Origin of the sequence: Caballeronia sp. LZ019, from assembly GCF_031450825.1 — a bacterium.
Classification (GTDB): Bacteria; Pseudomonadota; Gammaproteobacteria; order Burkholderiales; family Burkholderiaceae; genus Caballeronia.
Genome location: NZ_JARTVZ010000005.1, coordinates 842,880 through 868,995 on the forward strand (window position 1 = coordinate 842,880; position 26,116 = coordinate 868,995).

25 protein-coding genes and 1 pseudogene are annotated in these 26,116 nt (G+C 63.6%); 16 read left to right on the plus strand and 10 right to left on the minus strand.

Going from position 1 to position 26,116, the window contains the following annotated elements:
* The first annotated feature begins 26 nt into the window (after positions 1–26).
* Positions 27–1,151: a DUF748 domain-containing protein gene (locus P9255_RS17270; protein ID WP_309763974.1), complete on the plus strand. Its 1,125-nt coding sequence runs from the start codon at positions 27–29 to the stop codon at positions 1,149–1,151.
* A 20-nt stretch (positions 1,152–1,171) separates the two neighbouring features.
* Here the strand turns inward: P9255_RS17270 and P9255_RS17275 are convergent, their stop codons facing one another.
* From P9255_RS17275 to P9255_RS17285, 3 genes are read right to left on the minus strand one after another with little or no spacing between them, the layout of a single operon-like run.
* A complete protein-coding gene (locus P9255_RS17275) occupies positions 1,172–1,795 on the minus strand; it encodes an HAD family phosphatase (protein WP_309763973.1) in 624 nt (207 codons plus the stop codon).
* Between the two features lie 22 nt (positions 1,796–1,817).
* On the minus strand, positions 1,818–3,647 hold the full coding sequence (locus P9255_RS17280; protein ID WP_309790166.1) for an aminopeptidase P family protein: 1,830 nt from the start codon (positions 3,645–3,647) through the stop codon (positions 1,818–1,820).
* Between the two features lie 47 nt (positions 3,648–3,694).
* Positions 3,695–3,967, minus strand: a complete 273-nt coding sequence (locus P9255_RS17285; protein WP_309790167.1) for a hypothetical protein — start codon at positions 3,965–3,967, stop codon at positions 3,695–3,697.
* A gap of 298 nt (positions 3,968–4,265) precedes the next feature.
* Here P9255_RS17285 and P9255_RS17290 point away from each other — a divergent pair, with 298 nt between their 5' ends.
* From P9255_RS17290 to P9255_RS17320, 7 genes are all read left to right on the plus strand, one after another.
* A complete protein-coding gene (locus P9255_RS17290) occupies positions 4,266–5,078 on the plus strand; it encodes a galactosyltransferase-related protein (protein ID WP_309763970.1) in 813 nt (270 codons plus the stop codon).
* A 170-nt stretch (positions 5,079–5,248) separates the two neighbouring features.
* Positions 5,249–6,544 (plus strand): glutamyl-tRNA reductase, encoded by a 1,296-nt coding sequence (hemA, locus tag P9255_RS17295; protein WP_309790168.1) that lies wholly within the window; start codon positions 5,249–5,251, stop codon positions 6,542–6,544.
* 95 nt (positions 6,545–6,639) lie between these two features.
* Positions 6,640–7,722, plus strand: coding sequence for a peptide chain release factor 1 (prfA, locus tag P9255_RS17300; RefSeq protein WP_309763968.1), 1,083 nt, complete (start codon positions 6,640–6,642; stop codon positions 7,720–7,722).
* Entirely contained in the window at positions 7,719–8,546 is an 828-nt protein-coding gene (gene prmC / locus P9255_RS17305; protein WP_309763967.1) for a peptide chain release factor N(5)-glutamine methyltransferase, read from the plus strand. The genes prfA and prmC overlap by 4 nt, the downstream gene beginning before the upstream one ends.
* An 81-nt stretch (positions 8,547–8,627) precedes the next feature.
* Complete coding sequence (gene grxD, locus P9255_RS17310) at positions 8,628–8,939, plus strand: Grx4 family monothiol glutaredoxin (RefSeq protein ID WP_035970186.1); 312 nt, start codon at positions 8,628–8,630, stop codon at positions 8,937–8,939.
* A 22-nt stretch (positions 8,940–8,961) separates the two neighbouring features.
* Positions 8,962–9,561 carry a UbiX family flavin prenyltransferase gene (locus P9255_RS17315; protein WP_309763966.1) on the plus strand — a complete coding sequence of 200 codons (600 nt, stop codon included), beginning with the start codon at positions 8,962–8,964 and terminating at the stop codon, positions 9,559–9,561.
* Positions 9,562–9,657: 96 nt separating this feature from the next.
* The gene (locus P9255_RS17320; RefSeq protein ID WP_309790169.1) at positions 9,658–10,443 is read left to right on the plus strand and encodes a class III extradiol ring-cleavage dioxygenase; all 786 of its coding nucleotides are present in this window, start codon (positions 9,658–9,660) and stop codon (positions 10,441–10,443) included.
* A 67-nt stretch (positions 10,444–10,510) separates the two neighbouring features.
* Here the strand turns inward: P9255_RS17320 and P9255_RS17325 are convergent, their stop codons facing one another.
* Positions 10,511–12,103 carry an APC family permease gene (locus P9255_RS17325; RefSeq protein WP_309763964.1) on the minus strand — a complete coding sequence of 531 codons (1,593 nt, stop codon included), beginning with the start codon at positions 12,101–12,103 and terminating at the stop codon, positions 10,511–10,513.
* Positions 12,104–12,557: 454 nt separating this feature from the next.
* On the opposite strand from P9255_RS17325, the gene P9255_RS17330 reads away from it, so the two are divergent.
* Positions 12,558–12,761 carry a cold-shock protein gene (locus P9255_RS17330; protein WP_016346375.1) on the plus strand — a complete coding sequence of 68 codons (204 nt, stop codon included), beginning with the start codon at positions 12,558–12,560 and terminating at the stop codon, positions 12,759–12,761.
* Between the two features lie 76 nt (positions 12,762–12,837).
* Here the strand turns inward: P9255_RS17330 and P9255_RS17335 are convergent, their stop codons facing one another.
* A complete protein-coding gene (locus P9255_RS17335; RefSeq protein ID WP_309790170.1) occupies positions 12,838–14,088 on the minus strand; it encodes an Hsp70 family protein in 1,251 nt (416 codons plus the stop codon).
* A gap of 182 nt (positions 14,089–14,270) precedes the next feature.
* Here P9255_RS17335 and P9255_RS17340 point away from each other — a divergent pair, with 182 nt between their 5' ends.
* Complete coding sequence (locus tag P9255_RS17340; protein WP_309763962.1) at positions 14,271–15,758, plus strand: MFS transporter; 1,488 nt, start codon at positions 14,271–14,273, stop codon at positions 15,756–15,758.
* A gap of 11 nt (positions 15,759–15,769) precedes the next feature.
* On the opposite strand, the gene P9255_RS17345 is transcribed toward P9255_RS17340, so the two are convergent.
* A complete protein-coding gene (locus P9255_RS17345) occupies positions 15,770–16,366 on the minus strand; it encodes a nitroreductase family protein (RefSeq protein WP_309790171.1) in 597 nt (198 codons plus the stop codon).
* A 91-nt stretch (positions 16,367–16,457) separates the two neighbouring features.
* Positions 16,458–17,741 carry an MFS transporter gene (locus P9255_RS17350; protein WP_309763960.1) on the minus strand — a complete coding sequence of 428 codons (1,284 nt, stop codon included), beginning with the start codon at positions 17,739–17,741 and terminating at the stop codon, positions 16,458–16,460.
* A 119-nt stretch (positions 17,742–17,860) separates the two neighbouring features.
* Between P9255_RS17350 and P9255_RS17355 the strand changes: the two genes are divergently transcribed.
* Complete coding sequence (locus P9255_RS17355; RefSeq protein WP_309763959.1) at positions 17,861–18,520, plus strand: TetR/AcrR family transcriptional regulator; 660 nt, start codon at positions 17,861–17,863, stop codon at positions 18,518–18,520.
* On the plus strand, positions 18,517–19,071 hold the full coding sequence (locus P9255_RS17360) for a DUF1415 domain-containing protein (RefSeq protein WP_309763958.1): 555 nt from the start codon (positions 18,517–18,519) through the stop codon (positions 19,069–19,071). Before P9255_RS17355 ends, P9255_RS17360 begins: the two co-directional genes overlap by 4 nt.
* Before the next feature lie 4 nt (positions 19,072–19,075).
* On the opposite strand, the gene P9255_RS17365 is transcribed toward P9255_RS17360, so the two are convergent.
* On the minus strand, positions 19,076–19,942 hold the full coding sequence (locus P9255_RS17365) for an SAM-dependent methyltransferase (protein ID WP_309765397.1): 867 nt from the start codon (positions 19,940–19,942) through the stop codon (positions 19,076–19,078).
* A gap of 384 nt (positions 19,943–20,326) precedes the next feature.
* Here P9255_RS17365 and P9255_RS17370 point away from each other — a divergent pair, with 384 nt between their 5' ends.
* On the plus strand, positions 20,327–20,647 hold the full coding sequence (locus P9255_RS17370) for a hypothetical protein (protein ID WP_008344375.1): 321 nt from the start codon (positions 20,327–20,329) through the stop codon (positions 20,645–20,647).
* Positions 20,648–20,695: 48 nt separating this feature from the next.
* On the opposite strand, the gene P9255_RS17375 is transcribed toward P9255_RS17370, so the two are convergent.
* A complete protein-coding gene (locus tag P9255_RS17375; RefSeq protein WP_309763957.1) occupies positions 20,696–21,394 on the minus strand; it encodes a FadR/GntR family transcriptional regulator in 699 nt (232 codons plus the stop codon).
* A 265-nt stretch (positions 21,395–21,659) separates the two neighbouring features.
* Here P9255_RS17375 and P9255_RS17380 point away from each other — a divergent pair, with 265 nt between their 5' ends.
* The 3 genes from P9255_RS17380 to P9255_RS17390 all read left to right on the plus strand — a co-directional run bounded on the left by P9255_RS17380 (position 21,660) and on the right by P9255_RS17390 (position 25,752).
* Positions 21,660–22,790, plus strand: a complete 1,131-nt coding sequence (locus tag P9255_RS17380) for a mannitol dehydrogenase family protein (protein ID WP_309763956.1) — start codon at positions 21,660–21,662, stop codon at positions 22,788–22,790.
* Between the two features lie 130 nt (positions 22,791–22,920).
* The gene (locus P9255_RS17385; RefSeq protein WP_309763955.1) at positions 22,921–24,201 is read left to right on the plus strand and encodes an MFS transporter; all 1,281 of its coding nucleotides are present in this window, start codon (positions 22,921–22,923) and stop codon (positions 24,199–24,201) included.
* A gap of 9 nt (positions 24,202–24,210) precedes the next feature.
* On the plus strand, positions 24,211–25,752 hold the full coding sequence (locus P9255_RS17390) for an altronate dehydratase family protein (RefSeq protein WP_309790172.1): 1,542 nt from the start codon (positions 24,211–24,213) through the stop codon (positions 25,750–25,752).
* A 35-nt stretch (positions 25,753–25,787) separates the two neighbouring features.
* On the opposite strand, the pseudogene P9255_RS17395 reads toward P9255_RS17390, so the two are convergent.
* Positions 25,788–26,107, minus strand: a pseudogene (locus P9255_RS17395) (trypsin-like serine protease); the annotation flags it as partial.
* Positions 26,108–26,116 lie beyond the last annotated feature (9 nt).

A 26,116-nucleotide genomic window follows, 5' to 3' on the forward strand; every position in this document is an offset into this window, starting at 1 on the left:
CGAGCTAGCACGGGGAGACGCAACACATGGCGGCATCGGGCGCGCGGCGGGGAGCGCGATGGGCAGTGGGGATCGTCATTGCGATCGTCGTCGTGGCGATCGGCGGATGGTTCTTCATCGCCCATCAGATGAAAGAGCGCATCCGCGAGACGCTCGGGCCGAACGGTTCCGTCGACGAGATCGATGTCGGCTTCGGCCAGGTGACGCTCACGCGGGTGCGGCTGCGCGGCCCGAACGACTGGCCGGCGTCCGACGCGATGCGCGCCGAGCGCATCGTCCTCGATGTCGATATGCGCGCGGCGCTGTCGAATCGCGTGCATCTGCGCAATGTCAGCGTCGACAACTACTATCTGTCGATCGTGCGCGCCGCCGATGGCCGCGTGCTCATCCTCCCCGGTCTCAAGGAAACCGCGCGCACCGCCGACGCCAGCCCCGCCGACAAAACCGCCCGCCCCGCGCAGGAAGAAAAGCTGATCGACCGCGTGTCGTTCGAACGCGGCGCGATGGAATTCTTCGATGCATCGGTTCAGCAGCCGCCGTATCGGGTGCTCATCAGCGACGCACGCGCGACCATCGATCATCTGCATCTGCCGGCGCTCGCCGAACGCACGTCCCTTTCGATGACCGGCTCCATCAAAGGTCCGTCGCACACGGGCACGGTATCGTGGGGCGGCTGGATGGTGATCGCCAGCAAGGATTCGCAGACGCGCGCGACGCTGCGCAGCGTCGACATTTCGACGCTCGATCCTTACCTGCTGAAGAAAGCCGGCGCGAAGGCGGCAGTGACGGGCGGCACCATCGACATGACGATCGACGCCAGCGTGCGCGACTACCGCATTCACGCGCCCGGCTCCCTGACGCTGAATCACCTGCAGATCAGCGACGGCGCCGGTCCGCTCGACACCTTTCTCTCGATACCGACGAAAGCCGCCATCGCCGCGCTGAAAGATCGCAAGGACGAGATCAAGCTCGATTTCGTGCTCGAGGGGGATCTGCGCGATCCGACATTCTCGCTCTCGGAGAGCCTGTCCAGGAAGCTCGCGGCCGGGTTCGCGAAGGCGCTGGGCGTGAGCGCCGAAGGCGTCGCGAAAGGCGCAGGCGATACGGTGCGGGGCATCGGCAACGCGCTGAAGAATCTGCTCTCGCAGTAGCGCGTGCCGTTCGCGTGCTGTCAGATGGGCAGGTTCAGCGCGCGCAGCTTCGATTCCGTATGGAGCGCGCCGGTGTAATGAACGCCGTGCCAGCCGAGCGCGGTCGCGGCTTCCGCGTTCTTCAGGTTATCGTCGATGAACACGAGTTCTTGCGGTTCGACGCCCGGCAGATGCTTCTCGATTTCCGCGCGCATCAACGCGAAGATTTGCGGATCCGGCTTGACGAGGCCGACGCGTCCCGACACGACGATTTCCCGGAAGCGGCGCAGCACATCAAAGCGCTCCCACGCGTAGGGGAACGTCTCGGCTGACCAGTTCGTCAGCCCGAACAGCGGCACGCCTGCCGCATCCAGACGGTCGACCAGCGCCACGCCCTCCTGCAGCACGCCGGCCACCATCTCATGCCAGCGCGCATAGAACGCGCGAATCAGCGCTTCGTGCTCCGGGTACAGCGCGACGAGCTCGGCGGTGCCTTCCTCGGTGCTCTGTCCGCCGTCTTGCTGGACGACCCAATCCATCTTGCAGACGTTATCGAGAAACCAGCGGCGCTCGGTCTCGTTCGGAATCAGTTGCCGGTAGAGATACTCCCGGTCCCAGTCGATCAGCACGCCGCCGAAATCGAATACGACTGCTTTGATGGTCATCGTTGGTCGCTCCCTGTCTGTGTCAGATCGCCTGCGTCCGCTTCTCGAGCCACGCCTTCGCCGCCCCCTCGACATGCGGCGACACGCGCCGCCGCACCGTCTCGTGATACGCGTTGAGCCACGCGCGCTCGTCGTCGCGCAACAGCGAAAGGTCGATGCAGCGCGTATCGATCGGGCAAAGCGTCAGCGTTTCGAACGACAGGAAATCGCCGAACTCGGTCTTGCCGGCGCTCTCGTTCATCACCAGATTTTCGATCCGAATGCCCCACTTGCCCGGCCGATAAATCCCCGGCTCGATCGACGTGATCATGCCCTCTTCCATCGCCGTCCACGCCTCGGCGGGCGCGTAGTGGGAAATGACTTGTGGTCCTTCGTGCACGTTCAGAAAGTAGCCGACGCCGTGGCCCGTGCCGTGTCCGTAGTCCGCGCCCGCTTCCCAGATCGGCGCGCGCGCGATCGAATCGAGCATGGGCGAGCGGATGCCGCGCGGGAAACGAGCGCGAGACAGCGCCATGGTGCCCTTCAGCACGATCGTGAAATCGCGCTTGTGCTCCGCCGTGATTTCGCCGATGGGCACCACGCGGGTGATGTCCGTCGTGCCGCTGACATATTGCCCGCCGGAATCGATCAGAAGCAGCCCGTTGCCTTCGATCACCGAATGCGACGCGTCGGTCGCGCGGTAGTGAGGCATCGCGCCGTTCGCGTTGAAGCCCGCGATCGTCGCGAAGCTCAGGCTGACGAAGCCCGGCCGACGCGCGCGCGCCGCCGTGAGTTTTTCGTCGATGGTCAGTTCCGTGATGCGCTCACGGCCCAGCGCTTCTTCGAACCACGCGAAAAATTCGGCGAGCGCGGCGCCGTCCTGCTCCATCGTCGAGCGAATGTGTTCGGCTTCGGCGGGCGTCTTGCGCGACTTCTCGAACGTCGACGGATTCACCGTCTCGACGATCTTCACGCCGGACGGCGCCTTCTCCAGCAGGCCATGTGTGATGCGGCGCGGATCGATCAGCAGCGTCGCGCCGGCAGGCAACGCGGCGAGCGCATCGGGCGCGCTCGCGTACGGCGCGACGCGCACGCCATCGCGCGAAAGCGTCTCTTTCAGCGAGTCCGGCACCTTGCCCTCGGCGACGAAAATCGTGGCGTCGTCGAGACCGACGAGCGCATGCGCGACGAACACCGGGTTGTAGCTCACGTCGCCGCCGCGCAGGTTAAAGAGCCACGCGAGGTCGTCGAGCGTCGAGATGAAGTGCCACTGCGCGTCTTTCGCACGCATCGCCTCGCGGATCTTCGCGAGCTTGTCGGCGCGGGCGACGCTCGCGTGCGGCGCGGCGTGCTCGTACACGGGTGCGTCCGGCAGGCCTGGGCGATCGGGCCAGACTGCGTCGAGCACGTTAACATCCGTGCGCAGCGCGATGCCTCGCGCGGTGAGCGCATCGCCGAGTGCGCGCGCCGCCGCGACGCCGAGCACCGCGCCATCGACCACGACGACGCCGCCCGACGGCACGTTTTCCGCGAGCCATTCGACGTGCGGCGCGGTCTGCTGCCCGCCCATCATCTTCATCAAGACGATGCCGGTCCCGGCGAGTTGCGTCTCCGCCTGCGTCCAATAGCGGCTATCGACCCAGACGCCCGCGAAATCCTGCGTCACGACGAGCGTGCCGACCGAGCCGGTGAAACCCGACAGCCACTGACGCGCCTGCCAGCGTTCCGGCAAATACTCGGACAGGTGCGGATCGGCGGACGGGACGAGCACCGCGTCGAACCGGTCCGCGGCCAGGCGGCGGCGCAAGGTCTCGACGCGGTGCGCGAATGTGGCTGCGTCGGGGGTGGCGGAATGTGCAACGCGATCGTTCATGAGTGACCTGCCTTGAATGCCGGATGGATGCGATGTTGGGGGAGATTTCAGCGGCGCGCCGCCAGTGCGACGGTCGCGGTGACGACGACCAGCGCGAACAGCGTGCAGGCGAACCACTCGAGGGTATCGCCATCGTGATAGACACCGACGACGTTGCCGAACATGCGCGCGATGACGGCCGCCAGCACGCCTGCAATGACAGCGGTCCATATGCGGCCTGCCGCGCCCTGCCCGACACGTCCGGCGCGCCGCAGCGGATGGAGCCACCAACCCGCCGCGCCGATAACCGCGCCTAGAAAAACCATGCCGATCCAACTCATCGGGCGGCCGCTCCATTTGGCTTCGATTCAGAAACGGCGCAGGGCGCCGGGGCGAAACGAATGAGTTTAGGGGGCCAGGTTAGCGATGGCAAGCGGCCCGAAAAGCGAATAAGACGCTGTACTGTCTCAAAGACTACTGAGAATATCCTTAAGATCGGCGCAATGCCCAAGTGTTACACTCGATTTCACTATCGCCAGTCAATGATTAGCGTCTAATAAAGTGCACCGAGCAAATATGCCCGGCAATCATATGTCTGGCGGCATACTCTTTCGACTTCGCTTTACCCGGATGCGACGCATGAGCGAAAAAAAGCTGATTTCCCTTCACGGTCTTGAGATGATCATGACCTATCGCGGCTCGACGCAGGAACGGCGCGAAAATCTTCGCGGCGTGCTCCGCCATTTGAACCTGACGTATTCAGATTACACGCTCTACCTGATGGAAGCCGACGCCACGCCGACGTTCCACTGGTCCGGCCTCGGCGATGAAAAAATCCGCCATGTCTTCGTTCACGACGACGGCCCTTTTCCCAAAGCGAAACTGTGCAACCTTGGCGCACGCTTATGCACGGGAGAGGTGATCTGTTTCCACGATGCGGATAAGATTGCGAATCCCGAATATCTGCCGCTTTGCATTCACGCAATTAAAAATGGCGTATCCAGCGATGCATTGTGCCCGTTCCTGCGCGTGTTTAACGTCACGAACGCGCTTCGAAAAGATTTCATCGACGCCGGCAATTACGCGTTATTCGAACCGTATCTGGAAACAGCGTTACCGGAAGCAATGGAAATGCTGTACGAGAATACGCCGGGCGCAATCGTACTCATCAAGCGCGCGGATTATGTACGCGTTGGGGGATACGATCCGCGATACACCGGTTGGGGCGGCGAGGACGACGATTTTCTCAGCCGCGCCATCCGGCTCGGGGTGCGCTGGCATTCCATTCAGGAACCGCGCGCCGCGCTCTTCCACCTTCACCACGACTCCACCTCCCGGCGCGACGCGCTGATTGCCGCCGAACGCAACCGGCAAGCCGCAGCCGAAACGCGCGATATGCCGCTGCCGAAACTCGAAGCGCGAGCAGCGGAGCTTGCGAAGTATTTCGCCTGACCGCACGGTGCGGTCGATTGCCGCGCCGGGCGAAAGCAGCTTTGGCCGCATACGCCGCGCGGCGGTGCCGGATCGCTCCCCGAATGCCGCGTATGAATGAAGGGATTCGTAAAACGCTATAATATTGGGCTATCTGAAAGGCCAACGGCTTAGGCCACACGCATAATTACATGCAGCTCCTCACGATCGGGATCAACCACCACACTGCGCCTGTCGCTCTGCGCGAACGCGTGGCGTTTCCGCTCGAACAGATCAAGCCGGCTTTGTCCGCATTGAAGGATGTCTGGCTCGGCCCGAAGGTCAAGGCATCGCCGGAAGCGGCCATCCTGTTGACCTGCAACCGCACCGAACTCTACTGCGCCACCGACGACACCGCCGCGCGCGAAGCCGCCGTCCACTGGCTGTCGCAGTACCACAATCTGCCCGTTTCCGAGCTCGCGCCGCACGTCTATGCGCTGCCGCAATCGGAGGCGGTACGCCACGCGTTCCGCGTCGCGTCGGGACTGGATTCCATGGTCCTCGGCGAAACGCAGATCGTCGGCCAGATGAAGGACGCCGTGCGGACGGCGTCGGAAGCCGGCGCGCTCGGCACCTACCTGAACCAGTTGTTCCAGCGCACGTTCGCGGTCGCGAAGGAAGTGCGCTCCACCACCGAAATCGGCGCGCAGTCGGTATCGATGGCCGCCGCCGCCGTCAGGCTTGCGCAGCGCATCTTCGAGAACGTGTCGAGCCAGCGCGTGCTCTTCATCGGCGCGGGGGAAATGATCGAACTCTGCGCGACGCACTTCGCCGCGCAGAGCCCGCGTGAACTCGTCGTCGCGAATCGCACCGCCGAGCGCGGCGAGAAGCTCGCCGAACGCTTCAATGGGCGGGCCATTCCGCTGTCCGACTTACCCGCGCGCATGCACGAGTTCGACATCATCGTGTCGTGCACGGCGTCGACGCTGCCGATCATCGGCCTCGGCGCGGTCGAGCGCGCGGTGAAGGCGCGCCGGCATCGGCCCATCTTCATGGTCGATCTCGCCGTGCCGCGCGACATCGAGCCGGAAGTCGGCAATCTGCAAGACGTCTTCCTCTATACCGTCGATGACCTCGGCGCGATCGTTCGCGAAGGCAATGCGTCGCGGCAGGCTGCCGTCGCGCAGGCCGAGGCCATCATCGAGACGCGCGTCGCGAATTTCATGCAGTGGCTCGATGCGCGCAGCATCGTGCCGGTCATCCGTCACATGCACACGCAAGCGGATGCGTTGCGTCGCGCCGAAGTCGAACGCGCGCGCAAGCTGCTCGCGCGCGGCGACGACCCCGCCGCCGTGCTCGAAGCGCTGTCGCAATCGCTCACGAACAAGCTCATTCACGGCCCCACGCATGCGCTTAACCGCGCGAGCCGTGAGGAGCGCGACCAGCTCATCGACCTGATGAGCGGCTTCTACCGCCACGGATCGTCGTCCGAATCGTCGGACCGTTAGCGGCGTCCCGTTTGCTATTCCCGAATGCTCCGCGCGAAGCGCGCGGCAGCGCCCGATTGCAGTCTTTCCTGGAGCGAGCGCTCCATCCCCGCCCGATGAAAACGAGCATGCAAAGCAAGCTCGACCAGCTTGCAAAACGGCAGGTCGATCTCAATGAACTGCTGAGCCGCGAAGACGTGACGTCCGATATGGACCAGTATCGCAAGCTCACGCGCGAACACGCGGAAATCAGCCCGATCGTCGATCAGTACGCGCTCTGGCGTCAGGCGCTCAACGACGAAGCCACCGCGCAAGAGCTGCTCTCCGATCCGTCGATGCGCGATTTCGCCGAAGAGGAAATCGGCGAGGCGCGCGAGCGCATGGCGAAGATCGAAGGCGACTTGCAGACGATGCTGCTGCCGAAAGATCCGAACGACGACCGCAACATCTTCATCGAAATTCGCGCGGGCACCGGCGGCGACGAATCCGCGTTGTTCGCGGGCGATCTGCTGCGCATGTATCTGCGTTACGCGGAACGCAACCGCTGGACCGCCGAAACGATGTCCGAAAGCGTGTCCGACCTCGGCGGCTACAAGGAAGTAATCGTGCGGCTTGCGGGTCAGGGCGCGTATTCGCGGCTCAAGTTCGAATCGGGCGGCCACCGCGTGCAGCGCGTGCCGGCGACCGAAACGCAGGGACGCATCCATACGTCGGCGTGTACCGTCGCCGTGATGCCGGAAGCCGATGAAATCAGCGAAGTCGTGATCAATCCGGCGGATTTGCGCATCGACACGTTCCGTGCATCGGGCGCGGGCGGGCAGCACATCAACAAGACGGACTCGGCCGTGCGCGTGACGCACTTGCCGACGGGCATCGTCGTCGAATGTCAGGACGACCGCTCGCAGCACAAGAACAAGGATCGCGCGCTCAAAGTGCTCGCCGCGCGCATCAAGGACAAGCAGTATCACGAGCAGCACGCGAAGGAAGCCGCAACGCGCAAGAGCCTGATCGGTTCGGGCGACCGGTCCGAACGCATCCGCACCTATAACTTCCCGCAAGGGCGCATGACGGATCACCGTATCAATCTCACGCTCTACAAGCTCGAATACATCATGGACGGCGATCTCGACGAACTGATCAGCGCGCTCGTTTCCGAGCATCAGGCGGAGCAGCTCGCGGCGCTCGGGGACGCCGAGTGACGACGGTCGCGCAATTGGAGCGCGCTTCGTCGCTGCCCGCGCTGGAAACACGCGTGCTGCTGACACATGTGCTCGGCTGGCGGCGCACGGAACTCATCACGCGCGACGACGAACCGCTCGATCCGCAAGCCGTGCAACGCTTCGAGGCGCTGGCGCAGCGGCGCCTGAACGGCGAGCCGATTGCGCAACTGACCGGCAAGCGCGAGTTCTTCGGTCTGGAATTCGAAGTCTCGCCGGACGTGCTGATTCCTCGCCCGGAAACCGAACTCCTCGTGGAAACGGCGCTCGACGCCATCGCCGGGACGCCGAACGCGCGCGTGCTCGACCTCGGCACCGGCACCGGGGCCATCGCAATTTCAATCGCTCACGCCCGGCCCGATGCGCGCGTCTGGGCCGTCGACCGCTCGCCCGCCGCGCTGGACGTCGCCCGGCGCAATGCGCGGAATCTGCTCGATCCGGCGCGCACGGTGACGTTCATCGAGAGCGACTGGACCGCGCAAATCGACCGGTCGCTGCGCTTCGAAGCCATCGTGAGCAACCCGCCCTACATCGCCAGCGACGATCCGCATCTGACGCAAGGCGACTTGCGGTTCGAGCCGCGCGGCGCGCTCACCGACGACGCCGACGGCCTTTCTGCGATACGCGTCATCGTCGAGACAGCGCCGTTGCTGCTCGCGCCCAACGGCGTGCTGTGGATCGAGCACGGCTACGATCAGGCCGACGCCGTGCGCCATTTGCTCGCAGCACGCGGCTTCACCGATGTTCGTTCGCTGCGCGACCTCGCGGGCATCGAACGCACGAGCGGCGGAACGTTCATCGTCTGAAGGCGGGCACCGAACCGCGCGGGCGAAATCCGCTATCATTTCGAGACCTGAGTCCAACCGACATTACAGCGCAGGAACGCCATGGATACGCAAGAACGCATCAAGCAGATCGTCGATCAAAACCCGGTCGTCCTTTTCATGAAAGGCACGGCGCAATTCCCGATGTGCGGCTTCTCCGGCCGCGCCATTCAAGTGCTGAAGGCGTGCGGCGTCGATCAGATCATGACGGTCAACGTCCTCGAAGACGAAGGCATCCGCCAGGGCATCAAGGAATTCTCCAACTGGCCGACCATTCCGCAGCTCTATGTAAAGGGCGAGTTCATCGGCGGATCGGACATCATGATGGAGATGTACCAGTCAGGCGAACTGCAGCAGCTGTTCGCCGCTGCGTGAGCCGCATCAGAAGCCGCTGGAAGTGAATGCGCCCGCTGCCGTGAAGCGACGGCTCATCGTCGCGATCACCGGCGCAACGGGCGCCATCTACGGCGTGCGTCTGCTCGAGACGCTGCGCCGATTGCCGAACGTCGAGACGCATCTGCTCGTCTCCGCCTCGGGCTGGCTGAACATTCAGCACGAACTCGAACTCGATAAATCCGCTGTCCACGCCCTCGCCGATGTCGTCCACAACGTGCGCGATGTCGGCGCGAGCATCGCGTCCGGGTCGTTCGCGACGGACGGGATGATCGTCGCGCCCTGCTCGATGCGCACGCTCGCCAGCATTGCGCACGGCCTCTCCGATAACCTCATCACCCGCGCCGCCGATGTCGTGCTCAAGGAGCGTCGCCGGCTCGTGCTGCTCGTGCGCGAAACGCCGTTCAACCTCGCGCACCTGCGCAACATGACGGCCGTGACGGAAATGGGCGGCGTGATCTTTCCGCCGCTGCCGGCGTTCTATCACAAGCCCGCGAGCATCGACGAAATGGTCGATCACACGGTGGCGCGCGTCATCGACCTGTTCGGCGTTTCGCAATCGGTCGCCGCTGCGTGGCAAGGGCTGCGCGGCGAAGTGGACTGATTGCGAACTGGCGGGACATAATCCGTTACCAGCGGTGCGCTTTATCACCGCCGTGGCAAGACGTACATTGCATGGCATCACTTTCGGATTGACGCCATGAGCCGACTGCCCACTGTCTTCATTTCGCACGGCGCGCCGACGCTGCCGATCGATCCATCGATGCCGTCCGCCGGTTTCGCCTCGCTCGCCGCGACGCTGCCGCGTCCACGGGCGATTCTGACGTTGTCCGCGCACTGGAACACGGCGGAGCCGGCTGCGAGCATCGCGGAGCGCCCGGACACCATCCACGACTTCTACGGATTTCCGCGTGCGCTATACGAACTGCGCTATCCCGCGCCGGGCGCGCCGGATGTCGCCAAACGCGCCGCCGCGATGCTCTGCGAGCACGGCATCGCGAGCGCGACCACGGTTCACGGGCTCGATCATGGCGCGTGGGTGCCGCTGCTGCTCATGTTCCCCGACGCGGACGTTCCCGTCGCGCAACTGTCGATTCAACCGCGTCTGGACGCCGCGCATCACTTTCGCGTCGGCCGTGCGCTGCGCGAATTGCGTGACGACGGCGTGATGATCGTCGGTTCGGGGCAGATCACGCACAACCTGCGCATGGCCGATTTCAGCGCGCGCCCCGAAGATGCCGATCCGCGCGTCGTCGAATTCACCGACTGGTTCGAATCCCGGCTCGCCGCCCGCGATATCGACGCCCTCCTCGACTATCGCGCCCGCGCGCCGCACGCGGCACTGATGCATCCCACGGACGAGCATCTGTTGCCGGTCTTCGGCGCGCTCGGTGCGGCGTCGGACGATTATCGGCTCGGGATTCAGTCGCTCGGGACTTTCCAGCGCGCCCTCGCGATGACCAACTACGTGTTCGCGGACGCCTGATTCGGGCCGCAAAACGAAGAAGCCCGCCGGATCGCTCGGGCGGGCTTCGTTCTATTGCAGCGGAGATTTACGCGCCGACTTCGTGAAGAATGTCGTCGCGGCTCTCGCGTTCATCGAGGTAATCGGTGCGATACCCGGTGTGCACGCCCCAGTAATAGAAGATCAGCGAAAGCACGGCCACGCAGGCCATGTCCCAGCCGTACGGAAGAAGCCCGCTTCCGCCGAATTCCTTGCTGCCGACGAGCGACATCACCGCCATCGACGGGAGATAGCCGATCAGCCACCATGCCGCCTTGAGATCGCGGCTCCAGCCGGCAAAGCCCGTCTTGCCCTGATAGTAGAAGTACACGGGCAGCGCGACGACCATCAGCAGAATGATCTCGCCCGTCAGCGGCCACTTCGCCCAGTACAGCACGAGCGACGCGCACACGAACGCGAACGGCGCGATCACGCCCATCAGCGGCAGCGTCAGCGGACGATCCAGGTCGGGCGCCGAGCGGCGCAGCGCCATCAGGCTGATCGGGCCGGTCAGGTAGGAAATGACCGTCGCCACCGAGATGACCGCGGCGAGCGTGCCCCAGCCACGGAAGAAGAACATGAAGATGAACGAGACGATCAGGTTGAACCACATCGCCTGACGCGGCACGCCGTAGAACGGATGCACGTTGCCGAACATCTTCGGCATCGTGTTGTTGCGCTCCATCGCGTAGATCATGCGGGTGGTCGTCGCCATATAAGTCGTGCCGGTGCCGCTCGGGCTGACAAAGGCGTCGATGTAAAGCAGGACGGCCAGCCAGTTCAGGTTCAGCGCGATGGCCAGTTCCGCGAACGGCGACGCGAAGTGGAAGTGCTTCCAGCCGAGCGCCACGTCGTTCGGGTTCACCGCGCCGATGTACGCGACTTGCAGCAGCACGTAGATCACGAGCGCGATCAGAATCGATCCGACGACCGCGAACGGCACGCTGCGCGCCGGATGACGCGCTTCACCGGCCAGGTTCACCGGGCTCTGGAAGCCGTTGAAGCTGAACACGATGCCGCTCGTCGCGACGGCTGTCAGCACTGCGGGCCAGCCGTACGGCGCGAAGTTCGACACGGTGCCGAAGTTCTCGGCATGGAAGCCGGAGAAGACGAGGCCGGCGATGGTCGCGCCCGGAATCAGGAACTTGAAGATCGTGATGGCGGTGTTCGCGCGCGCGAAGACCTTCACGCCCCAGTAGTTCAGCATGAAGTAAATGATGACGAGCAACGCGGACAGCGCGAGGCCGCTCGTCGTCAGCGTGTCGTTGACGAACAGCTCGTGCGCCCATTCGTAGGGCCACGTGCTCATGTACTGGATCGACGCCTCCGCTTCGATCGGAATGACGGAAACGATCGCGATCCAGTTGGCCCACGCCGCGATAAAGCCGACGAGTGCGCCGTGCGAGTAGCGCGCGTAGCGCACCATGCCACCGGACTCCGGGAACATGGCGCCCAGTTCCGCGTAGGTCAGCGCGATAGCCAGGATGACGACCGCGCCGATCACCCAGGCGCAAATCGCGGCGGGCCCGGCGATCTGCGATGCTTTCCACGCTCCGAACAGCCACCCGGAACCGATGATGGACCCAAGACCGGTCAGCATCAGCGCCCACGGCCCGATATTTCTTTGAATCGAACTCTTCACTATCCTTCTCCAATGTCTCGCGTCGCACGCGAGTCGAACACGGCTAAGCGGCCGCATCCGCCGGGATGCCGGCAACCGATCCGGCGATCCAGCGACGCTGGTGCAACTCTTCTTAACGAAGGCGCGTAGTTTAACGGTTGCACCTTTCTAATGCAGTGCAAGGCTGTCAGGAAACACCTTTTTTCGGAGACCATCTGACGAAAGTCCAGCGACGAACCGGGATATGGGCGAGCGCTCGGGGACTGTCTCAAAAACCCCCTCAGCGTTGTCGGATATTATTTGACCGCGAAATGGTTTCGCCGTATAAACCTTCTTGCAGGATTTCAAGTGGCGAGTGAAGTGGTTCTTTCGTAGTTCGCCATTACGGTACTCCGGTTGGTCCCATTGCCCCTTCCTTGATTTTCATGCACCCCTGGCTTCGGCCTTAATCATCAAATTTTTTGGAATAAGTAATATGGAAACCGGTACCGTCAAGTGGTTCAATGACGCAAAGGGCTTTGGCTTCATCACCCCGGATGGCGGCGGCGAAGACCTGTTCGCGCACTTCTCGGAAATCCGCATCGAAGGCTTCAAGACGCTTCAGGAAAACCAGAAGGTTACCTATGAAGTGAAGACTGGCCCGAAGGGCAAGCAAGCTGCGAACATCAAGCCGGCCTAAGCCCGCTGAGTTCAGAGAAAACCCCGCGTATGCGGGGTTTTTGCATTGGAGCGCCGTTTTCCGCCGCTTTCCTTCTTCAGGCGAATACGCGTTGCGCGTAGATGCCGAGGCCCGTCGCCACGCTGGCCAGCCGGTCGCCGAACACGGCCTGCGCGCCCGGAAACGCCGCCGCCAGCGCATCCGACAGAAAACGCAGACCGGTCGTGCCGCCGGTGAAGTAGACCGCTCCCACGTCCGCCGGGCCGACGCCCGCGCGTTTCACCGTTTCGAGCGCGGTCTCGACGATGCGCCGCGTTTCGTCCTGGCCCGCATCGATCAATTGCTGCTCGTCGAACGGCACGCGCAGCGCCTCCTCGATTTCCTCCATGTCGATCTCGGTCGCACCGCCCGCCGATACGTCGATTTTCGCCTCCTCCGCGTGCGCGGTGAGCGCATGGCCGAGCCGTCGATCGACGACGCGCATCAGCCGGTCGTGGTGACGCGGCTCGACGTAGAGATGGCGCATCAGCCGTAATTCGCCGACGCGCTTCGGCGCGTAGACCGTGTTGATCAAGTGCCAGGTCGCGAGGTCGAAGTACACGCGGTTCGGCACTTCGCGGCCCTGCGGATCGAGCGCCTGATAACCGAGCTGGCGAAGAATGGTCGCCAGTTCGACGCGCCGGTCGAAATCGGTTCCGGCCACGTGGACGCCGTGATGCGCGAGCACATCGCTTTTCCGATCCAGACGACGCGCACGTTCAGGCCCGACGCGCACGAGCGAGAAGTCCGACGTGCCCCCGCCGATGTCGGCAACGAGAACCAGCCCTTCCTGCGTGAGACGCGCCTCGTAGTCGAACGCGGCGGCGATCGGTTCGTACTGGAACTCGATCTCGCGGAACCCGACGGCGTGCGCGCACGCTTCGAGCTGGTTCTGCGCCATGCGGTCGGCGCGCGGATCGTCGTTGACGAAAAACACAGGGCGGCCGAGCACCGCGCGCGTCAGCGGTTCGGCGGCGACCGCCTGCGCCTTTTGCTTCAGATGCTGCAAAAACAGCGTGATCACATCGGTGTACTTGATCGCGGAGCCGTCGCCGAGATCGGTGACGTTTTCCGCGAGGGGCGAGCCGAGAATGCTCTTCATCGAGCGCATCAGACGGCCGTCGAAGCCGTCGATGTACGCCTCGAGCGCCGCGCGGCCATACGACTGGTTGTCCTCGTCGGTGTTGAAGAACACGGCGGTCGGCAGGGTCGTCGCGTCGCCCTCGACGGGCGCGAGCCGCATCCGCAGGCCGTCGGGCAAGGCAACGGCGGAATTCGACGTGCCGAAATCGATCGCGCAGTAGGTCATGGAAGTCGCGGCGGCGTCAGCCTGCGACACCGCATATCAAAAACGTGGACGGCGTTTTTAACACGTTCGGAGAGACGCATCAATCGCAGCCAAGATAAATATAAACTGACCGCATTCCTCTCACCAGAGCGGAATGCACCTTGCTCGCCGCCATGCAGTTCACAAGGGGACGCCCCGACTTCATGAACGAGACAACCACACCGCAAGACAACCGGCCGGCAGCCGCATCGAGCGATCGGGCCGGCATCATCGAAACCGATTTGCCCGGCCGGCTCGACCGCCTGCCGTGGGGACGCTTCCACACGCTGATCGTCATGGCGCTCGGCGTCACCTGGTTGCTCGATGGCCTGGAAGTGACGTTGGCAGGCGCGGTCGCGAGCGCGCTGAAGACGAGTCCGGCGCTCCAGTTCTCCAACGCGGATGTCGGCATTGCCGGGAGCGCGTATATCGCGGGCGCGGTGCTGGGCGCGCTCGGCTTCGGCTGGCTCACGGACCGGCTCGGCCGCCGCAAGCTATTTTTTATCACCCTTTTCCTCTATGTCGCCGCCACCGCTGCAACCGCGTTCTCCTGGAACCTCGCGTCGTTCGTGCTGTTTCGTTTTCTGACCGGCGCGGGCATCGGCGGCGAATACACGGCCATCAACTCGACGATCCAGGAGTTCACGCCCGCCCGGCTGCGCGGCTGGACCGATCTTGCCATCAACGGGACGTTCTGGGTCGGCGCGGGCATCGGCGCTGCCGGGTCGATCGTGCTGCTCGATCCTGCGATGCTCCCGTCCGACTGGGGCTGGCGCGCCTGCTTCCTGATCGGCGCGCTGCTCGGGCTCACGGTGCTTTTCATGCGGATGTGGGTGCCCGAAAGTCCGCGCTGGCTCATCACGCATAACCGGGCCGACGAGGCACGGAGGATCGTCGAAGGAATCGAAGCGGAGTTTCAGGAGCGAGGCGTGGAAATTGCCCGTGCGCCCGTCAAGCCGCTACGGCTGCGCGCGCGCGACCACACGCCGCTCGCGGAAGTCGCCCATACGCTTTTCCACGCGCACCGGCGGCGTTCGCTCGTCGGGCTGACGTTGATGACCGCGCAGGCGTTCTTCTACAACGCGATCTTCTTCACGTACGCGCTCGTGCTGACGGACTTCTACCACGTGCCGGGCGATCACATCGGCTGGTACGTGCTGCCGTTCGCCGCCGGCAACTTTCTCGGCCCGCTGCTGCTCGGCCGCTTGTTCGACGTGCTGGGCCGGCGTCGCATGATCGCTTTCACGTATGCCATCTCGGGCGTGCTGCTGACGCTGAGCGGCTGGATGTTCACGCAGGGCCTGCTCACGGTCACGACGCAGACGATCGCGTGGATGGTGATTTTCTTCTTTGCCTCCGCGGCGGCGAGTTCGGCGTATCTGACCGTGAGCGAAACCTTTCCGCTGGAGATCCGCGCACTCGCGATCGCGGTCTTCTACGCATTTGGCACCGCGCTCGGCGGGATCATCGGGCCGACGCTCTTCGGGCGGCTGATCGACACGCACGAGCGAAGCGCGGTCTTCGCCGGCTATCTGATCGGCTCGGCGCTGATGCTGGCAGCGGCGGTCGTGGCCGGCATCTGGGGCGTCGCGGCGGAGCGCAAATCGCTCGAAGACGTGGCGCGTCCGCTTTCCGCCGCCGACGAACACTGACCGGCGCTCACTCAGTCGAACGCCTTGCCCCACGCGCCGTCGAATGCCGTCTCGCCGATGGCGCGACGCGCTCGCGGCGCGGCTTCGCGCTCGCGCAACGCGTCGTCGAGCTGGCTTGCGTCGCCGTGATGGCCGATTGCGATCATCGCGACAAGTTGCGCGTCTTCGGGAATCGAGAAGGCGGCACGGAAAGCGTCGCGGTCGAAGCCGCCCATCTGATGCGTCGCGAGGCCCATCGCGTGTGCCTGAAGCACGAGCGCCATCGCCGCGGCGCCGGTGTCATAAGCCGCCGTGCGGTTCGGCTCGCCTCTGGGCGTGAGCGTTAACGCCGCGACGCAGATCAGCACCGGCACGTTTGCATTCCATGTCTGGTTGGACGGTGCGAGCGTGGCGAACGCGCGCTGGAACGCGGCGTCATCGCGATGACGGTCGAAAACGATGAACCGCCACGGCTGCAGATTGTTGGAAGACGGCGCCCAGCGCGCCGCCTCCAGCAGCCGATGCAACTGCGCACGGTCGACGGGCTCCCCGGCATACGCGCGCGGGCTCCATCGGCCGGCGATCAGTTCGTGGATGTCAACATCGGTCGGAGCGGGTTTCGCACTCATGGCGTCAGTCCTCGTTCGTTGAAAGACGTGCGGCGCGCTTCGGCAAACGGCGCGCCGCTCCGACGACAAGCATAGAACAAGGCTGTGGGCATCAGGTGGCCGCCACGCCGACAGCCCGTCCTGCCCGGTTGATGCGCAGCACCGCTACGGCTGCGACGAGGCACAGGCCGCCCGAGATCATCGTCGCGACGGTGTAGCTCCCGAGGCTCGATCGCAACATGCCGCCGCCGAGCGCCGCGAACGCCGCGCCGAGCTGATGCCCCGCGACGATCCAGCCGAATACGATGGGCGCGGATTCCTTGCCGTAGACATCGGTGGCGAGGCGCACCGTCGGCGGGACGGTGGCGATCCAGTCGAGGCCGTAGAACACCGCGAAGAGCGGCAGGCCGAAGAAATCGATGCCGAACGCATACGGCAAGTAAATCAGCGACAAGCCGCGCAAGCCGTAGTACCAGAACAGCAGCACCCGCGCGTTGAAGCGGTCGGAGAGCCAGCCGGAGAGCGTCGTGCCGAAGAGATCGAAGATGCCCATTGCGGCGAGAAGCGTCGCGCCCTGCACTTGCGTCATGCCGTAATCCGAGCACATCGCGATCAGGTGCGTGCCGACGTAGCCGTTCGTGCTCGCTCCGCAGACGAAGAAGCTGAAGAAGAGCAGCCAGAAATCGCGCGTCTTGCTCGCCGATCCGAGCGCGCCGAACGCCACCTTGATCGGATTTTTTTGTGTAGGCGCGGCGCCGGGCGGCGCTTCGGCCGTTTCGCCGACGGGACGCAACGCGAGATCCGCGGGACGCTCCGGAAGGAGCCACGCGACGAGCGGCAACACAAGCGCCGTTGCGGCCGCGACGACGAACACCACCGGCCGCCAGCCGTGATGCTCGGAAAGCGACGCGAGGAACGGCAGGAACACGAGCTGGCCGGTCGCCGAACTGGCGGTGAGGATGCCCATCGCGAGACCGCGATGCGTCGTGAACCAGCGATTCACCACCGTCGCCGAGAGCGTCAGCGCCGCGACGCCCGTCGCACCGCCGACCATCACGCCCCACACGATCACCATCTGCCACGGCGCGGTCATCATCGACGAAATGCCGACGCCCGCAGCCAGCGTCGCGAGCGCGGCAAGCAGTGTCGGCCGCACCCCGAAACGCTGCATCGCGGCGGCGGCGAACGGGCCGGTAAGGCCATACAGCGCGAGATTGATCGAAATCGCGAGCGAGATCGTGCCGCGCGACCAGCCGAATTGCTTTTCGAGCGGAAGCATCATCACGCTCGGCGTCGCGCGCGTGCCGGCCGCCGCGAGCAGAACCAGAAATACGACGCCTACCGCGATCCACCCGTAATGCATCCGGCCATTCAGCCGTCTCGCAACCCAATTCATCGCCGCTCCGGTTTCGTTATGTTTCGTGGAGATTCGTGACCGCTCTGTCACATCAGAGTTGCGAGCTTAGTTACCGATCGGTAACATGTCAAGGCCGACGCACATTTCGAGGAAGCGCTTTGACACGATCATCCGCCGATCAGCCCAAGTCCACGGGTCGCCGCCAGGTTCGCACCGATGGCGCGACCGCGCAGGAACAACTGCTCGACGCAGCCCAGGAGTTGTTTTACCGCGAAGGCGTTCGCGCGGTCGGCGTCGATGCCGTCGTCGAGCGCGCGGGCGTCAACAAGATGAGTCTCTATCGGCGGTTCGCGTCGAAGGACGAACTCGTCGTCGCGTATCTTGAGCGCATGGACGACGGCTTTCGCCGCCGCTTCGAGGCGAGCGTGGCGAAGCATCCCGGCGAGCCGGCGAAGCAACTCGTTCAGGCGTTCGAAGATTTGGTGAAGCGCGCGTCGGCGCCGGACTATCGCGGGTGCCCGTTCGTCAACATCGCGTGCGAGTTCGGCGATCCGGCGCATCCGGCGCGGCAACTCGTCGACCAGAACAAGGGTTATGTGATGTCGCGCTTCGTGGAAATCTCGGCGGCGGCGGGCGCGGATAATCCGCAGGAACTGGCAGAATCGCTGGCGCTGCTGGTCGACGGCATCTACGCGACCAGTCAGACTTATGGCCCCGGCTCGGGGCCGCTGTGCGCCGCGCCGCGCATCGCGCGCACGCTCATCGATGCGGCATGTGCGTCGAAGCGCATCGAGCAAGGAAATCAGGAAAACTCATGATGGATGCAAGCACGCGCGACGATGTCATCGCGGTCACACAACACTGGCTGACGCGCGCGGTAATCGGCCTCAATCTCTGCCCGTTCGCCAAGAGCGTCCATGTGAAGGGACAGATTCGCTACGTCGTGAGCGAAGCGCGAGGCGTGGAGGACATCGTGGTCGAACTGGCGGACGAACTGCGTCTTCTGCGTGACAGCGATCCGGAAGCGGTCGATACGACGCTCCTCATCACGCCGCACGCCTTCGCCGACTTCATCGATTACAACGACGCGCTCTTCTTTGCCGATCGTCTGCTGAACGACATGGGGCTCGCGGGCGAATTGCAGATCGCGAGCTTCCATCCGCATTATCGGTTCGAAGGCACCGAGCCGGACGATATCGACAACTACACGAATCGCGCGCCGTATCCGATCTTCCATCTGTTGCGTGAGGCGAGCATCGATCGGGCGGTCGCGGCGTTTCCCGACGCCGCCGATATCTATGAGCGCAACATCGAAACGCTGCGCCGCCTCGGTCACGAGGGCTTCAGGGCCTGGATGGACAAACGTTGAACGGTTACGCGAAGAAGCGCTCGCGTAGTTCTTCGAGGCCCAGCGTTTCCAGCACTTCCGATAGCCGTTGTGCCGGCCTGCCGCGCGGCAGGTCCTTGAACTGAGCGATGATGAGCTCGTTCTTCATCGAATGTTCCCATCCGACCAGTTCGGTCACGCTGACCTGATAGCCGTGCGACTCGAGTTGAAGGCACCGCAGGACGTTCGTGATCTGACTGCCGAACTCGCGCGTGTGCAGCGGATGCCGCCACATCTCCGTCAGCACGTTCTTCGACAGCGAGTGCCCCTTGTTCTTGCGCAGCACGGACGCGACTTCCGCCTGACAGCACGGCACCACCACGATGTACTGCGCTTTCTTCTGCAGAGCGAAGTGGATGGCGTCGTCGGTTGCGGTGTTGCAGGCGTGCAATGCGGTGACGATGTCAACCGTCTCGGGAAGAAGATTCGAGTCGATCGATTCGGCCACCGACAGATTCAGGAACGACATGCCGTCGAATTCCAGCCGTTTCGCCAATTCCTCCGACTTTTTCACCAGATCTTCACGCGTCTCTATGCCATAGATGTGTGACCGATCGCGCAGAGTCTTGAAGAAGAGATCGTAGAGAATGAACCCGAGGTATGACTTCCCCGCGCCGTGATCGACGAGCGATACGGAACCCTGGTGCTGATGCACATCGGATAGAAGTGGTTCGATGAACTGAAACAGGTGATAGACCTGCTTCAGTTTGCGGCGGCTGTCCTGGTTCATCTTGCCGTCGCGCGTGAGGATGTGCAATTCCTTCAGCAGTTCGATCGACTGACCGGGACGAATTTCATGTTTGTTCGAAGGTTCGGACGTGCCGGGAACCGACGCGGGGGACTTCTTGGCCATCGTGATCAGTGACTGGTTGATGAAAAAGCGGAGCATGTTCGCGCTGAATGTGCGCTAACCGCTGGTTCTGCCGTCTCAAAAGAGGAAGTTTACCGAAAAGCGCAGAGACGCTCTTGTTCCGGCCATCGAATCATCGGCTTATGCGTCACAACGAGCGCATGGAACGGATCGTGCATCGTCTGACAATGAGACCATTGCAACAGACGGCACGCACGTGTGGTCACTGGCTGCCACGCGCAGATGCAGCACGCAGAAACATATAGTCAGTAACGAGCCGCGTCTCGACACGCCTGCGTCGTCACCGCGTCCGGTTCCGTTACGTAACACCCTAACGCACAGCGCGGCGATGCGACTCGCCGGCGCCATGATCAAGAGAGGACGGCGATGGATGCGATCCCGGACAAGAAAGCAGAGAAACAGTTTCAGGAGATGCTCGCGGCTCTGACCGCGATGCCCGCGTGGAGCGAAAAGCAGCAGCTCGAGCTCGAGATGGCCCGAGAGATTTCCGTGGAGATGTTGCGGCTCGCCGAGTCGATGCGTGACGGCTCCACCGACATCGAGACGTGTCTCACGATGCTCAAGTACGCCAAGGTGATGGACTTCGTGCTGACGACGCTCGCATCGCGCCGCGAGATCGCGCCGCAAACGCTGCGGGTGATTTTCAAGCTCGCCGGCCTGAAGGTGGATGAAGCCTATCCGGGCTGACAAGCCCGGATTCCGGACGCCGGTTCGTCTTCCGAGGACGCGCCGGCTTCAGCTTTTGCGCCGCGTCATCAGCCGCGCGGCGGAATTTCGCATATGGCGCTGCATCGCAGCCTGAGCCTGCACGGCGTCGCGGGCTTCGAGCGCTTCGAGAATGTCGCGATGCTCCGTCAGCGCGGCCGCCCACGTTTCCTCCCCCTCGAAGTGTCCCCGTAACGTCGATGACAGCGGACTGTGCCGCTCGTCGTACAGCGCGCCGACGGTGCGCACCAGTACGTCGTTGCCGGACATTTGCGCGATGGTGATATGAAAGGCGCGATCCGCGCTCATCGGTATCTGACCGCTTTCCACTTCGCGCGCCATCGTTTCGTAGACGGTTCGCAGCGCCTTCAGTGCCTTCGGCTTGGCGAACGGCGCGACGCTCGCCGCAATCGCACCTTCGATCACGCTGCGCGCATTCATGATTTCGATGGGACTCTCGCCAAGCTCCGCCTCACTGCTTGGCGGCCTGGCCGTGGGCGTCGCGGAGATATAGACGCCCGAACCCATGCGAATCTCTACGCGCCCCTCCAGTTCGAGCGCGACGAGCGCCTCCCGCACGGACGGCCGCGATACGCCGAGCGTCTGCGCCAGTTCCCGTTCCGATGGCAGCCGGCCGTTCGGCGCGAAGTCTTTTTGCCCGATCATGCCGCGCAGTTTGTCGGCGATCTGAAGGTAGAGACGGCGCGTTTCGGCGGGTTTGACACTCACGGGCAGACTCCTCAAGGCTCGGGGAAAACGTGGATTGTAATCAGGCGAAGGGTTGACGCACCGTGGGCCGGGCGTCCGAACCGTTTTTTACGCTTACAAGTGGCTTGACCAATTTCGAGTCAAGCCACTAGTATGCAATCTGGTAAGGCCACGCGGCCGAATTTTTTTATGTCGCGTTGGAACCGTTTCCAATCACAAGCGCCCCAATACAACCTTCGCCGCCGTCTGCATGTAGCGACGGAAGCGGCCCCCGAGCGACGCAACCATGAGCAATCCGATCCTTCAGTTCGGCACGAGCCGCTTTTTGCAAGCGCACGTGGACTTCTTCGTCACTCAAGCGGCGCGGCGCGATCCGGCCACCGCGCTCGGCAAGATCACCGTCGTGCAGACCACGTCCAGCGCCGACAGCCGCGCGCGCACCGACGCGCTGAAGGCAACCGGCCGCTATCCGGTCCGCATTCGCGGACGCCGTCGTGATGAGACCATCGACATGACGATCGAATGCGATTCGATCACCGAAGCATTGCACGCCAACGACGATTGGGCGCTCTTGCTGCAACGGATTCAACGCGATGTAAAAGTGATCGTCTCCAACACGGCCGATGCCGGCTACGCCCTCTTCGACGAAGACACCGCCGATCTGCTCGACGGAAAGCAGACCCCGCGCGGCTTCGCAGCCAAGCTCGCGGTTCTGCTGCACGCGCGCTTTCGCGCCGGCGCCGCGCCGATCACGCTGCTGCCGTGCGAGCTCGTTTCGCGCAACGGCGACACGCTGCGCGATCTCGTCCTGGGCATCGCTCGTCAATGGCGGACGGACGACGCGTTTATCCGCTATCTGACGAGCGACTGCGTCTGGGTGAATTCGCTCGTCGACCGCATCGTCTCGGAGCCGATCCTGCCGGTCGGCGCGATCGCCGAGCCGTACGCGCTCTGGGCCATCGAACGGCAGGCGGGCATGGTGCTGCCGTGCGAACACGAAGACATCGTCGTGACCGACGATCTCGCGCATTACGAACGCCTCAAGCTGCTGCTGCTCAATCTCGGCCACACGATGCTCGCCGAGTTCTGGCGCACACGCGACGGCGCAGCCGATATGACCGTCCTCGACGCGATGCGCGATCCCGCCTTCCGCGAGCCGCTCGAAGCCGTCTGGCGCGACGAAGTCCTGCCGGTCTTCACGGCGCTCGGCCAGCACGATGTCGCGGCTGAATACCTGGCGAGCGTGCGCGATCGCTTCGAGAACCCGTTTCTCGTGCACCGGCTATCGGACATCGCGCGCAATCACGAAGAAAAGAAGATGCGGCGCTTTCAGCCTGTCATCGATCTTGCTCGTGAATTGAAGCTCGACATCGGACAAAAGCGGCTGCGCGACGCGCTGAACGCGGACGTCGGCTGAACCGGCGCGCGAATCCGCCCTAGAAAGCGGAACGCGCACGACGGATTGTTTTTTGCAATCACGGCCCCACCGCGTCTTGAACGCGCAAGGGCCATATGAACGAAGTGCCGCTTCACTGAGGAGACAAACGATGCGGAAAATGCGTTGGGTGGTGATATTTCTGGCCTTTCTGGCCATCGCGATCAATTACATCGACCGGGCGAATCTCGCGGTCGCCGCGCCGCAGATCGAGAAGGCGCTCAATATCGGCCCGGCAGAAATGGGCTTCATTCTGAGCGGCTTCTTCTGGAGCTACGCGCTGATGCAGATGCCGTTCGGCTGGTTCGTCGATCGCGTCGGCGCGCGCATTGCGCTGCCGCTCGCGGTCGGCTGGTGGTCGGTGTTTACGGCCCTCACCGCCGTCGCGACGAGCGTCACCGGCATGTTCGGCTGCCGCCTGATGCTCGGCATCGGCGAAGCGGGCGCGTATCCGTCGTGCGCGAAACTGGTCTCGCAATGGTTCACCAAGGCGCAGCGCGCGTTCGCGACGAGTATCTTCGATAGCGGCTCGCGCGTCGGTTCGGCCCTGTCGATCCCGGTCGTTGCGCTCATCATCAGCGCGTTCGGCTGGGAAGCGTCGTTCATCATCACCGGCGCGATCGGCTTCGTGTGGATTCTTGGCTGGTTCCTCATCTATCGCAACAAGTCGAAGGGTGACCTGACCGGCGAAGTCGATGTCGATCCGGCGCCCGTCGCACCGAGAAACAAGGTGTCGTGGGCTTCGCTTTTCAAGTACCGCACGCTGTGGGGCATGATGCTCGGCTTCTTCTGCCTCAACTTCGTGATCTACTTCTTCATCACGTGGTTCCCGAGCTATCTCGTTCAGGCGCACGGCTTCTCGCTGAAGTCTCTTGGCACGCTCGGCACCATCCCCGCGCTGATGTCGATTCCCGGCGGCTGGCTCGGCGGCTGGGTGTCGGACTCGCTCTTCAAGCGCGGCTGGAGCCTGACCGCCGCACGCAAGACCTGCATGGTCGGCGGCATGCTGCTTTCGTCGGTCATCACGCTTTGCGCGTTCACCGAGAATACCTATCTGATGCTCGCGTTCTTCGGCATCGCCTACGCTTCGCTGGCCTTTGCTGCTGCAAGCATCTGGTCCTTGCCGAGCGATGTCGCGCCGACGCCGGATCACGTTGCGTCGATCGGCGGCATTCAGAACTTCGCGTCGAACCTGGCGGGGATCGTCATCACGACGTTCACCGGCGTCATGCTGGCGATCACCAAGGGTTCGTTTGTCATTCCGCTGTGCGTGGCGGGCGGCTTCTGCTTTTTGGGCGCATTCAGCTATCTTGTGATTGTCGGCAAGATCGAACCGCTCAACAAAGCCGAGCAGGATTCGCTGTCCGAAAAGCGCGCACCGTCCACGATCTAAGAAAACATCATGTCCACCACATCCACCGACCATGCGGTCATCCGGCTGCACCCCAATGACGACGTCGTGATCGCGACGCGGCAACTTGTCTCCGGCGCGCGCATCGCGTCGGAGGACCTGGTCGTCGCGGGGCTGATTCCGCCGGGCCACAAGATCGCCACGCGGGCGATCGCCGCGGGCGAGCCCGTCAAGCGCTACAACCAGATAATCGGTGTGGCGAAAGAGGCGATCGCGCGCGGGCAGCACGTGCATACGCAGAATCTGTCGATGGCCGATTTCGCGCGCGAGCACGAATTCGGTGTCGACAAGCACCCGACGCCTGTCGTCAACAAGCCCGCGACGTTCATGGGCATCCGTCGCGACGATGGGCGCGTCGCGACGCGCAATTTCATCGGCGTGCTGACGAGCGTGAACTGCTCGGCCACCGTCGCGCGCGCGATCGCGGATCACTTCCGCCGCGATGTGCATCCGGAAGCGCTCGCGGATTATCCGAACGTCGATGGCGTGATCGCGCTGACGCACGGTCTCGGATGCGGTATCGACATGCAGGGCGAAGGGCTCGGCATTCTGCGGCGCACGCTGGCCGGATATGCGGTGCATCCGAACTTTCATTCGGTGCTCTTCGTCGGCTTGGGGTGCGAGACGAATCAGATTGCCGGCGTGCTGGAATCCAGTGGACTGAAGGACGGCGAGCGGCTGCGCAGCTTCACGATTCAGGACAGCGGCGGAACGAAGAAGACGATCGAACGCGGCATCGCGCTGGTCAAGGAAATGCTGGCGGAGGCGAATCGGGTGCAGCGCGAGCCGGTGCCTGCATCGCATCTGATCGTGGGACTGCAGTGCGGCGGCTCGGATGGCTATTCGGGCATTTCGGCGAATCCCGCGTTGGGCGCAGCCGTCGACAAGCTCGTGAGTCATGGCGGCACGGCCATCCTTTCGGAGACGCCGGAAGTGTACGGAGCGGAGCATTTGCTAACGCGCCGTGCGGTGAGCCGCGAAGTCGGAGAAAAGCTGCTCACGCGCATCAAGTGGTGGGAAGAGTATTGCGCGCGCAACGGCGCGGCCATGGACAACAATCCGTCGGCGGGCAACAAGGTCGGCGGGCTGACCACGATTCTCGAGAAGTCGCTGGGCGCGGTTGCCAAGGGCGGCACGACGAATCTCGTCGAAGTCTATGAATACGCCGAGCGTATCCACGCGAAGGGTTTCGTATTCATGGACTCGCCGGGCTACGATCCGATGTCCGCGACGGGTCAGGTCGCGTCCGGTGCGAACCTTATCTGCTTCACGACAGGGCGCGGCTCGGCCTATGGCTGCGCGCCCTCCCCTTCACTGAAGCTCGCGACGAACACCGCGTTGTGGGAGCGCCAGGAAGAGGATATGGACATCAACTGCGGCGGCGTGATCGATGGTACTGCGAGCATCGACGAACTCGGCGAGCAGATTTTCCAGATGATGCTGGATTGCGCGTCGGGCGTTGCGTCGAAGAGTGAGCTCAACGGTTACGGGCAGAGCGAGTTCGTGCCGTGGCAGGTGGGCGTGGTGACCTGATTGATTGTCGTACCGTAGACGTCGCATCGCATCGTGCTTGACGCGAGCGATGCGGCGGCTAGCTTCATGGCCAACGTAAGGCGCTGGACCGAATCCGCGACATCCTCCGTCGCTTCACGATAACCACCGCGATCCGCCCGCGCACGATCTGCCCGACGTCTTCAACTGATCGGCGACGCGCATCGCTTCGTCGATCGGAAACGCGAACGAGATGCCCGTGAGACCGCCGGTGCGGCTTTAGATCTGCGAGTTGATGCCGATCACTCCGCTAAGTTGATGAGCGGGCCGCCCGAGTTGCCGGGATCCGCAGTGCGCCGTCGGTCTGGATGGACGGCAGGTAATCGCCGATGTCGCGCCTCAATCG